Below are 9,338 nucleotides of genomic sequence, written 5' to 3'. Positions count from 1 at the left end.
TCCTCGGCGCCGCGCGCGGAGAGCCGCCGGGCGAGCGTACGGGTGCGGCGCTCGGCGCCCGCGTGCACGCCGCGCGCCTGCTCGCGGCGCTCGGCGGCGTCGGCGATGCGCTGGAGCAGGTCCAGCGAACCGGCCGTGAAGTCGCGCTCGGCGGTCAGCTCGGCGCGGCGGCCGAGCTTGTGCGCGAAGCCGTGGACGAGGTCGGCGAGCCCGTCCGTGTCGCGGGTGTCGGTGACGGCGCGCAGCAGCAGATCGGTGAAGTCGGAGTCGTTCTTGACGGCGAAGAGCCCGGCCGCCTCGCCTTCGTCCGCGTTCATCTCGCGCTGGTAGCGGAAGAGTTCGGGGTCGAGGCCGAGTTCGCCGAGGTGTTCGTTCCAGCGCTCGTGGATCTCCACCCAGGAGACGTCCAGGTGCGGATACGCCTTGTCCGCCTCGGTGAGGGCGTCCCGGAACCCCTTCATGGTGCGGCGGCGGCCGCGGGCGGTGGAGGCGTCTTCCGCGGAGGGGCGGACGGAGGCGGCCTCGGCGACCGGCAGCGAGTCGAGGCTGAGCCCGGGGCCGGGGCGGAACGAATACCACGCCTCGGCGAACTTCCGCGGGTCGTTGGAGACCTGGCGGCCGCGCCACTCGCTGACCTTGCCGACCACGATCGATTCGCCGGTGACCGTGTGCTGCCACTCCAGGGCCACATGCCCGCAGTCGTCGGCGAGCAGGAACTTGCGCAGCACGCCGGAGCTGGCGCCGCCGAGCGTGTTCCGGTGGCCGGGCAGCATGACCGAGAAGATCAGCTTGAGGAGGACGGACTTGCCGCCGCCGTTCTCCAGGAAGAGCACCCCGGCGGGGGCGGGGCGGCGCGGCGGGCCGACCGGCTCGTCCTCGAAGAACTCCGCCTGGGTCGGCGCGGGGCTGGGCACCGGATCGCCGACTCCGCGCAGGTCCAGCACGGTGTCGGCATAGCGCGCACCGGCCGGCCCGATGGAGTAGAGGCGGATCCGGGACAGCTCGTACATGGCGGCGGACTCTCGTTGTCGGAGGTGGGTCGAAGGCTGGTCGAGGGTGACGGGGCGGCGTCAGGAGTGGAACGGCAGACCGGCGTCGGCGACGAGGTCGAGGGCGTCGCCCTCCTCCGGCGGCAGCAGGGTCGCGCTGCCGTCGCCGACGGGCACGACGCCGAGCGCCAGCAGCTCGGACATGGCGGCACCGGCCGCCATGTCGCGCACCTGGAGCTGGTAGCGGGCGGTGGTGCGGTACGTGCCGCCGGACTCGTCCCCGGTGCGCTGGAGGAACCCGGAGTCGACGAGGAACGCGACGGCCTTGCCGATGATGCCGGTCGTCGAACCGGCCAGCCGGCGCGCGTCCTTGGTCGCGCCGGTGGCGCTGCGCCGCGCGTACACCCGCCAGGCGGCCTCCAGGCCGGGCGCGTCGGTGGCCGGGTCGGTGTTCTCGCCCTGCTCCTCGGCCTGCTCCTCCAAGCGGGCGCAGGCTTGCCGTACGAAGGCGTCGACGCCGTTGACGGTGACCCGGCCGATGTACCCGTCGTCGGCCAGGTCCTCGGGGCGCGGGAACGCCATGGCGGCGACGGCGAGATGGGCGAGCCCGTGCAGGAAGCGGTCGGCGGAGTCGCTGGCGGCTCGGCGGGCGTAGTCGCCCATGCGGACGGCGAAGACGGAGTCCTCGGCGGCGGTCACGGCCATCCCGGCGCGGGTGGACACCTCCAGCACGATCAGGCCGAGCCCGGTGGCGACGGCGTCGGCGAGCCGGGCGAAGGCCGGTTCGTCGCGGTAGCGGCGCAGCAGCTCGGCGTACTCGACGTCCCGGGCGGGCAGCAGCTTGGGCTGGAGCCCGAAGGACACCAGCCGCGCCGCGTCGGCCGCGTCGGCGGGCGTGACCCCGCCCGCCGGGGCGCTCGGCGCCTCGGTCGGCTCGTGCTGTGCCGCGTCGTCGGCGTCGTACTCGGTCACGGGTGAAGCTCCTTGCGCGGGGCGTACTCACGGGGTGCGGCGAGGGCGGCGGCAGATCCGGCGGGGCCGGGACGGCCGGGGGCCTTCCGGGGGTGCATCTACGCCACCTCCGTCCGGTCCGCCGCCATGCCCGCGGCGTCCAGGAGGGCGGTGCCCACTATGAGGTCGGCGCCGCCGAATTCGTGGTCCTCCAGCTCGGTGCCGTCGTCCACGGCGAACAGCAGCCGCTGCTCGCCCTGGCGGTAGGCGGTGCCGACCGGGGGGCTGGCGGCGTGGACGGCCAGGAGGGCGATCAGGTAGGGCAGGTCGGGGTCGCGGCGGCGGGCCTCGGCGAGAAGGCCGGAGAGGCGGCGCGGGGCGTCGGCGGGGAGGTCGAGCAGCTCCATGGCGACCGCGAGCTGTTCCTCGCTGAAGCGGCTGTCGTCGGGGGTGGCGATGAGGTCCGGCTCGGGCATCTCCGCGCCGAGGTGTTCGCGCTCGACGGGCGGGGTGAGGAGCATGTCGACCAGGTCGCCGACGCGCACGGAGGTGGGCGTCCGCATTCCGGTGCCGCGGGCGAAGAACGCGTCGGTGACCCGCCCGGACTGCTCCACGGGGAGCGGCAGGATCGGGGCGAGGAGCTGCCCGTACAGGTCGAGTCCGGCGCGCGCGGCGGGCGGGGCGAACGCCTGGCGGTCCTGCTCGGCGCGGAACAGCGGCCCGGCCTCCAGCAGCCGGGACTGGAGTTGGGTGTGGCGGCGGATGCAGTCCTTGACGATGTCGACCAGTTCGGCGGCGCGCCGCTTGTGCTCGGCGCCCTCGGCCTCGTCGCGCGCCTTGCGGATGTTGGTGAGGATCGCGTTCTCGTGGCGGTAGCGGTCGGCGACGTGGTCCAGCGCCTCGGTGATCAACTCGGGGACGGTGCGCAGCCAGTCGACCGCGCGGACATTGCGCCGGGTGGCGTCCAGCGTGCGGCGCAGCGTCTCCGAGTACTGGACGGTGCGGTAGCGGGCCTGCTCGGCGGCGAGTTGGGCGTCGGCGAGGCGGCCGCGGCTGATGAGGACCTCGAGTTTGACCTCGGCGGCGATCTGGGCGCTGGTGACGTCCGTGTCGAGGGCGCCGACCAGGACGTTGACCGCTTCGTCGGTGGTGCGCAGATAGACACCGCCGCCGGGGCCCGGCACCTCCTCGATCAGCTTGAAGTCGTAGTCGCGCCGGACATACGCGCCGTCGGCACCGAACGTCCCGTACACGGCGCGGAAGCCGCGGTCCACGCTGCCGACGTTGATCAGGTTCTCAAGCACCCAGCGAGCGACGCGCTCGTGCTCGGCTGCGGGCCGCTCCGGGGCCTGCGCGGCGACGCGGGGCAGCAGCCTGGCCACTATCTGTTCGTGGTCGGCGCCGGTGTCGAAGTCCATGTTGAGCGTGACCAGGTCGATGGCGGCGAGGGCGACCTCGGCCATCGCGTACACCCCGTACTCCCCCGCGAGGTTGGCCTTGCGGGTGTCCAGGTCATGGAGCGGCGCGGTGCACGCGAGCGCGCGCAGCCGCCGGGCCAGGCCCTCGTCGGCGGCCGGTCCTGGCGCCGGGCGGGCTGCCCCGTCATGGCCGTTGAGCTGGGGCGCAGTCGCGGCCCCGGGGGGTGGAGATGTCACGTCGCACAGATTAGGCGGTCGCACCGACAACGCACGAAACGGCGCGGAGATCCCGCTATGTCGGGGCGCGTCGTGCCCGTACACCGGCGCGTCTCCCGTGACTCACCGACCGGTCAGTCTACGGCTTCGCGGACGTTCCCCGGTCCGCCCGCGCCGGTCAATGAATCGCGCCTTCGGCGCTGCGCACATCCGTCTCGGTGCTCACCGCCGTGGTGACGATCGCGCGGAGCGCCTCGGCGACGGTGGCGGCGGGCAGGGACGGTTCGGGCCGGTCCACGACCTGTTCGGGCGCGTACGGGACGTGGACGAAGCCGCCGCGCAGGGCGGGCCGCTCGGTGGCGATCAGGTGGGCGAGGCCGTAGAAGACGTGGTTGCACACGAAGGTGCCGGCGGTCTGCGAGACGGAGGCGGGGATCCCGGCGGCTCGCACGGCGGCGACGCACGCCTTGATGGGCAGGGTGGCGAAGTACGCGACGGGGCCGCCCTCGACGACCGGGCCGTCGAGGGGCTGCTGTCCCGCCTCGTCGGGTATGCGGGCGTCGTTGACGTTGATGGCGACCCGCTCGACGGTGACGCCGGGGCGGCCGCCGGCCTCCCCCACGCACACCACCACCTCGGGGTCGGCCCGGTCCACCGCGGCCCGCAGCTCCTCCAGGGCCGTGCCGAAGGCACAGCTGAGCCGGGCGGTGCTCACGGTCAGACCGGGCGGCGGGTCGGCGGCGACCAGGGAGACGGCCTGCCATGAGGGGTTGACGACCGACCCGCCGAAGGGGTGGAAGCCGGTGAGCAGTACTCGGGCCATGCGTGGCCTCCTCAGAAGGCGAAGGGCGAATCGCTCTGAGGGGACCGTACTGGTCCGTGAGTTCGAGCAGTACGGCGGGCACCCCCGGCGAAACGGCGCGGGTGGCCCACCGGGCGAGAGGTCAGCCGATCCGCTGGGTGTACGCCTCGGAGAGCTGAGCCAGCGAATCCTCCAGATAGGCGCCGAGCAGCCGCTCGGCGCCCGGCGCGTCGCCGTCCTCCAGTGCCCGCAGCATCTGCCGGTTGCGGTCGAGGTAGGGCTCGTGGAAGCGCCGGGGGTCGTCCATCATGTGGAAGACGAGGCGGAGTTCGGCCAGCACGCCCCGCATCAGCTCGTCGGTGCGCGGGCTGCCCGCCAGCGCGACGATCCCCTGGTGGAAGCGGATGTTGGCGGTGCCGAGATCCCGCCAGGCGGCGTCGCGGTCGGCCTGCTCGCCCGCCGCCACGGCTTGGCGCAGCGCGTCGAGCGGATAGGGCGGCTCGCCGAGTCCGCGCAGGGCGGCGCATTCGACGAGTTGCCTCACCCGGTAGATGTCCACGACGTCTTCGACCGCGAGCACGCGGACGAAGACCCCGCGGTTGAGTTCGTGGACGAGCAGGCGTTCGTGCGTGAGCAGCCGGAACGCCTCGCGCAGGGTGTTGCGGGAGATGCCGAGCGCGCCGCCGATGGTGTCCTCCGACAGCCGTGACCCGGGCAGGATGAACCCGTCCGTGATGCGGGTGCGCAGGATGTCGGCCACCCGCTCGGCGGTGCTGGTGCGCCCCAGCAGGGCACGGTCGTCCGCCAGCCCGGCGAACGCCGCCTGACCGGCTCCGTTCTTCCCCACGCGCCCTCTTCTCTTCTCGCCCCTTGCCCTCTGTCTGCGACCAGTCAATCGCAGAAACAGGAACGAAACAACATGGGTATTGCCGGATCGTTCAACGATCCTCTACGTTGACCGGCAAGCCCGACCGCCCCGACCTCCCTCACCCCGGGGCGACCTTCACGCCTCTGCCACACATCCCTCTCTGCGAGGTGGCCATGCGCACATCCCCGACAACACCCTCAAACCTGCCGAACGAGACAACTCCGGCATCCCGCCCCACCACCCAAGGCGCCGAGGACAACGGCGCCTTCGCCTGGCGCCGTGACCTCGGCCCACGTGGCCGCCGCGCCTTCAACGGCGCCTTCGGCGGCTACGCCCTGGACTCGTACGACTTCTTCGCCCTGCCGCTGAGCATGGTCGCCATCGCGGCGTACTTCGGGCTCAGCAGCGACCAGACCGGGCTGCTCACCACCGTCACCCTCGTGGTCTCCGCCGTGGGCGGCGCGCTCGCCGGGATCCTGGCCGACCGGATCGGCCGGGTGAAGGCGCTGATGATCACGGTGATCACGTACGCGATCTTCACCGTGGCCTGCGGGTTCGCGCCCAATTACGAATCGCTGCTGGTGCTGCGTGCCTTTCAGGGGCTCGGGTTCGGCGGTGAGTGGGCGGTCGGCGCGATCCTCGTGGCCGAGTACGCCTCCGCCAGGCACCGCGGCCGCACGCTCGCCTTCATCCAGAGCTCCTGGGCGGTCGGCTGGGCCCTCGCCGTGATCGTCTACACCCTCGTCTTCCAATTCGTCGACGAGGACCTCGCCTGGCGCGTGATGTTCTGGACCGGCGCCCTCCCCGCCCTGCTGGTGTTCTACATCCGCAGGAACGTCACCGACGCGCCCCAGGCCGCCGAACAGCGGGCCGGCACCGCCAAGCGCGGTTCGTTCGCCGAGATCTTCCGCCCGGGGCTCCTCAAGACCACGGTCTTCGCCTCGCTGCTCGCCACCGGAGTCCAGGGCGGCTACTACACGCTCGCCACCTGGGTTCCGACGTTCCTCAAGGAGGAGCGGGGCCTCACGGTCGTCGGCACCGGCGGCTATCTGACGTCCCTGATCTCGGGCGCCTTCACCGGCTACCTCACCGGCGGCTACCTCACCGACCGGCTGGGCCGGAAGAAGACCATCGCGCTGTTCGCCTTCCTCTCCGCCGGCTGCATCCTCGTCTACACCCACATCCCGAGCGGCTCGAACGGCCTGCTGCTGGTCCTCGGATTCCCGTTGGGCTTCTGTATGTCGGCCATCTTCAGCGGCTTCGGCTCCTTCCTCAGCGAGCTCTACCCCACGGCCGTCCGGGGCACCGGGCAGGGGTTCACCTACAACTCCGGCCGCGCCGTGGGCGCGTTCTTCCCGACCCTCGTCGGATTCCTCGCCGGCAGCTGGGGCGTCGGCGGCGCGCTGGTGTTCGGCGCCGTGGGCTACGGCATCGCCGTCCTCGCCCTGCTCGGCCTGCCGGAGACCCGCGGCCGTGAACTGGTCTGATGACAACGGACGGGAGCACGACATGAGCGTCACCACACCTCCCGCGGACCCCGCCCGCGCGCGCGAGATGTTCCGGTCCGGCGTCTCCTCGCCGACGGCCGGATGGGCTCCGGGCTACGCGCAGGTCAACCTCATCGCCGTGCCGGCCGACTGGGCGCAGGACGTACGGCTCTTCTGCCGCCGCAACCCGGCGCCCTGTCCGGTCCTCGACGAGAGCGGGCCCGGCTCCGTCACCACCCGGCTGGCCGACGGCGCCGACCTGCGCACCGACTTCCCCGGCTACCGCGTCTGGGAGCACGGCGAACTCGTCGCCGAACCGGCCGAGGTGACCGCCCACTGGCGGGACGACCTGGTCGCGTTCCTCATCGGGTGCAGCTTCACCTTCGAGACGGCGCTCGCCGCCGCGGGCGTGCCACTGCGCCACATCGAGCAGCGCCGCAACGTGCCCATGTACGTGACGGACCGCCAGTGCCGTCCGGCCGGACGGCTCTCGGGCCCGATGGTGGTCTCGATGCGGCCGATACCCTCCGCCCTGGTCCCCACCGCGCGCCGGGTGAGCGGGGCGATGCCCGCCGTGCACGGCGCCCCGGTGCACGAGGGTGACCCGGCCCTGCTCGGCATCCACGACCTCTCCCGGCCCGACTTCGGCGACTCGGTAGAGTTCCGGACGGGCGACGTCCCGGTGTTCTGGGCCTGCGGGGTGACACCGCAGGCGGCCGTCATGGCCTCCCGCCCGCCCTTCGCGATCACCCACTCCCCGGGCCGGATGCTCGTGACGGACGTACGGGACGAGGAGTACCGCGTACCGCGCGTCATGAATCCCCAGCCGTACCACCGACCTCCGGAGGAGCGATGACCGACGCACCGTTCGGCGCGCCGATCGACCTCAACGCCGACCTCGGCGAGGGCTTCGGCCACTGGCGGCTCACCGACGACGAGGCGCTGCTGTCCGTCGTCACCAGCGCCAACGTCGCCTGCGGCTTCCACGCCGGTGACCCGTCCACCATGCGGCGGGTGTGCGACCTGGCCGCCGAGCGCGGGGTCCGCGTCGGCGCCCAGGTCTCGTACCGGGACCTGGCGGGTTTCGGGCGGCGCGCCATGGACGTACCGGCGCGCGAGCTGGCCGACGAGATCGCGTACCAGATCGGCGCGTTGGAGGTCTTCGCCCGCTCGGCGGGCATCCGCGTCCGTTATGTCAAACCGCACGGGGCGCTCTACAACCGCTGCGTGCACGACGCGGAGCAGGCCGCGGCCGTCGTCGAGGGCGTGCGCCTGGCGGGCGGGGAGGCGGCGCTGCCGGTCCTGGGCCTGCCCGGCTCACGGCTGCACGAGGCGGCCGGCGCGGCCGGTCTGCCGGTCGTCGCCGAGGCCTTCGCCGACCGCGCGTACACGGCCGAAGGGACGCTCGTACCGCGTCGCGAGCCCGGCGCCGTCGTCACCGACTCCGGCGCCGTCGTGAAGCGCTCCCTGATGATCGCCCGCGACAGGGCGGTGACCTCGATCGACGGGCAGCGGGTCGAGGTCACCGCACGGTCGCTGTGCCTGCACGGCGACACCCCGGGAGCCGTCGGCCTCGCCCGGCGCGTACGGAACGAACTCCAGGCCTCAGGCGTACGGGTGGAGGCGTTCACGTGACCGGTGGTGCCACGACAGTACGGGCGGCGGGAGCGGACGGCGGGGCCGAGGCCCCGCCGCCCGGCCCGCGCGTCCTGCCCGTCGGCGAGCACGGGCTGCTCGTCGAACTCGACAGCGGCGAGGCGGCCCAGGCGTTGCACGCCGAGATCCTGCGCCGTGCGGCGGCCCGCGAACTGCCCGCCGTACGCGAGATCGTGCCCGCCGCGCGGACCGTGCTCCTCGACGGTCTCGACGACCCCGCCCGGCTCGCCGCCGAGCTGCCCGGCTGGCGGATCCCGCCGCTCACCCGGGACCGGGCCGGGACGGTTGAGATCCCGGTCCGCTACGACGGCCCCGACCTCGCCGAGGTCGCGGAGGTCTGGGGCGTCACGACCGCCGAGGCGGTGGCGATCCACTCCGGCACCGAATTCCGGGTCGCCTTCTGCGGGTTCGCCCCCGGCTTCAGCTATCTGACCGGCCTGCCCGACCGCTACCAGATGCCTCGCCGTGCCACCCCACGGACCAGGGTCCCGGTCGGATCCGTCGCCCTCGCGGGCGCGTACACCGGCGTGTACCCGCGCTCCTCCCCCGGTGGCTGGCAACTCATCGGCACCACGGACGCGGTGCTGTGGGACACCGCCCGCGATCCGGCGGCGCTGCTCACGCCCGGCACCCGCGTCCGCTTCGTCGTGGCGGAGCCGACGGGGTCAGAAGAGCCAGCAGGGAGGGAACAGTGAGCGACAGCGCCTTCGCGGTCGTACGGGCGGGCGCGCTGACCACCGTCCAGGACCTGGGGCGCGCGGGCCACGCCCACCTGGGCGTGCCCCGCTCCGGCGCCCTCGACGAGCCCGCGCACCGGCTGGCGAACCGCCTCGTCGGCAACCCGGAGGACGCCGCGACCCTGGAGACCACGCTGACCGGGTGCGCCGTGCGGCTCCGCCGGGCGGCGACGGTGGCGGTCACCGGCGCCCCCTGCCCGGTCACCGTCGACGG

At 73.3% G+C, this 9,338-nt stretch carries 8 protein-coding genes and 2 pseudogenes; 5 read left to right on the top strand and 5 right to left on the bottom strand.

Translation table 11 applies throughout. The features are described 5' to 3' along the window. The 5 genes and pseudogenes from EEJ42_RS37890 to EEJ42_RS37870 form a co-directional block, all read right to left on the bottom strand. Positions 1-1,010, bottom strand: a pseudogene (locus EEJ42_RS37890) (hypothetical protein); the annotation flags it as partial. A gap of 60 nt (positions 1,011-1,070) precedes the next feature. Next, positions 1,071-1,961, bottom strand: a complete 891-nt coding sequence (locus tag EEJ42_RS37885; RefSeq protein ID WP_123106715.1) for a hypothetical protein — start codon at positions 1,959-1,961, stop codon at positions 1,071-1,073. A gap of 98 nt (positions 1,962-2,059) precedes the next feature. Continuing rightward, complete coding sequence (locus EEJ42_RS37880) at positions 2,060-3,595, bottom strand: hypothetical protein (RefSeq protein ID WP_123106714.1); 1,536 nt, start codon at positions 3,593-3,595, stop codon at positions 2,060-2,062. Between the two features lie 157 nt (positions 3,596-3,752). Beyond that, on the bottom strand, positions 3,753-4,397 hold the full coding sequence (pcp, locus tag EEJ42_RS37875; protein ID WP_123106713.1) for a pyroglutamyl-peptidase I: 645 nt from the start codon (positions 4,395-4,397) through the stop codon (positions 3,753-3,755). Between the two features lie 121 nt (positions 4,398-4,518). After that, on the bottom strand, positions 4,519-5,223 hold the full coding sequence (locus tag EEJ42_RS37870) for a GntR family transcriptional regulator (RefSeq protein WP_123106712.1): 705 nt from the start codon (positions 5,221-5,223) through the stop codon (positions 4,519-4,521). A gap of 194 nt (positions 5,224-5,417) precedes the next feature. Here EEJ42_RS37870 and EEJ42_RS37865 point away from each other — a divergent pair, with 194 nt between their 5' ends. From EEJ42_RS37865 to EEJ42_RS37845, 5 genes and pseudogenes are all read left to right on the top strand, one after another. Beyond that, entirely contained in the window at positions 5,418-6,731 is a 1,314-nt protein-coding gene (locus tag EEJ42_RS37865; protein ID WP_184503473.1) for an MFS transporter, read from the top strand. A 22-nt stretch (positions 6,732-6,753) separates the two neighbouring features. Continuing rightward, complete coding sequence (locus tag EEJ42_RS37860; protein ID WP_123106711.1) at positions 6,754-7,587, top strand: putative hydro-lyase; 834 nt, start codon at positions 6,754-6,756, stop codon at positions 7,585-7,587. Further along, positions 7,584-8,366, top strand: a complete 783-nt coding sequence (locus tag EEJ42_RS37855; protein ID WP_123106710.1) for a LamB/YcsF family protein — start codon at positions 7,584-7,586, stop codon at positions 8,364-8,366. The genes EEJ42_RS37860 and EEJ42_RS37855 overlap by 4 nt, the downstream gene beginning before the upstream one ends. A 74-nt stretch (positions 8,367-8,440) precedes the next feature. Next, positions 8,441-9,082: a 5-oxoprolinase subunit PxpB gene (gene pxpB / locus EEJ42_RS37850; protein ID WP_184503474.1), complete on the top strand. Its 642-nt coding sequence runs from the start codon at positions 8,441-8,443 to the stop codon at positions 9,080-9,082. Further along, a pseudogene (locus EEJ42_RS37845) lies at positions 9,079-9,338 on the top strand (allophanate hydrolase subunit 2 family protein); the annotation flags it as partial. The gene pxpB and the pseudogene EEJ42_RS37845, both read left to right, overlap by 4 nt.

Source organism: Streptomyces botrytidirepellens (assembly GCF_003721215.1).
GTDB classification, from domain to species: domain Bacteria; phylum Actinomycetota; class Actinomycetes; order Streptomycetales; family Streptomycetaceae; genus Streptomyces; species Streptomyces himastatinicus.
The sequence above is the reverse complement of the archived record's forward strand: the minus strand, read 5'-3'. Positions and strand labels throughout refer to the sequence as shown.

What these genes read in the sequence shown, in the direction of transcription:
- EEJ42_RS37865 (WP_184503473.1), top strand. Translation starts at nt 5,418, where the DNA reads ATGCGCACATCCCCGACAACACCCTCAAACCTGCCGAACGAGACAACT.
- EEJ42_RS37855 (WP_123106710.1), top strand. Translation starts at nt 7,584, where the DNA reads ATGACCGACGCACCGTTCGGCGCGCCGATCGACCTCAACGCCGACCTC.
- pcp (WP_123106713.1), bottom strand. Translation starts at nt 4,397, where the DNA reads ATGGCCCGAGTACTGCTCACCGGCTTCCACCCCTTCGGCGGGTCGGTC.
- EEJ42_RS37860 (WP_123106711.1), top strand. Translation starts at nt 6,754, where the DNA reads ATGAGCGTCACCACACCTCCCGCGGACCCCGCCCGCGCGCGCGAGATG.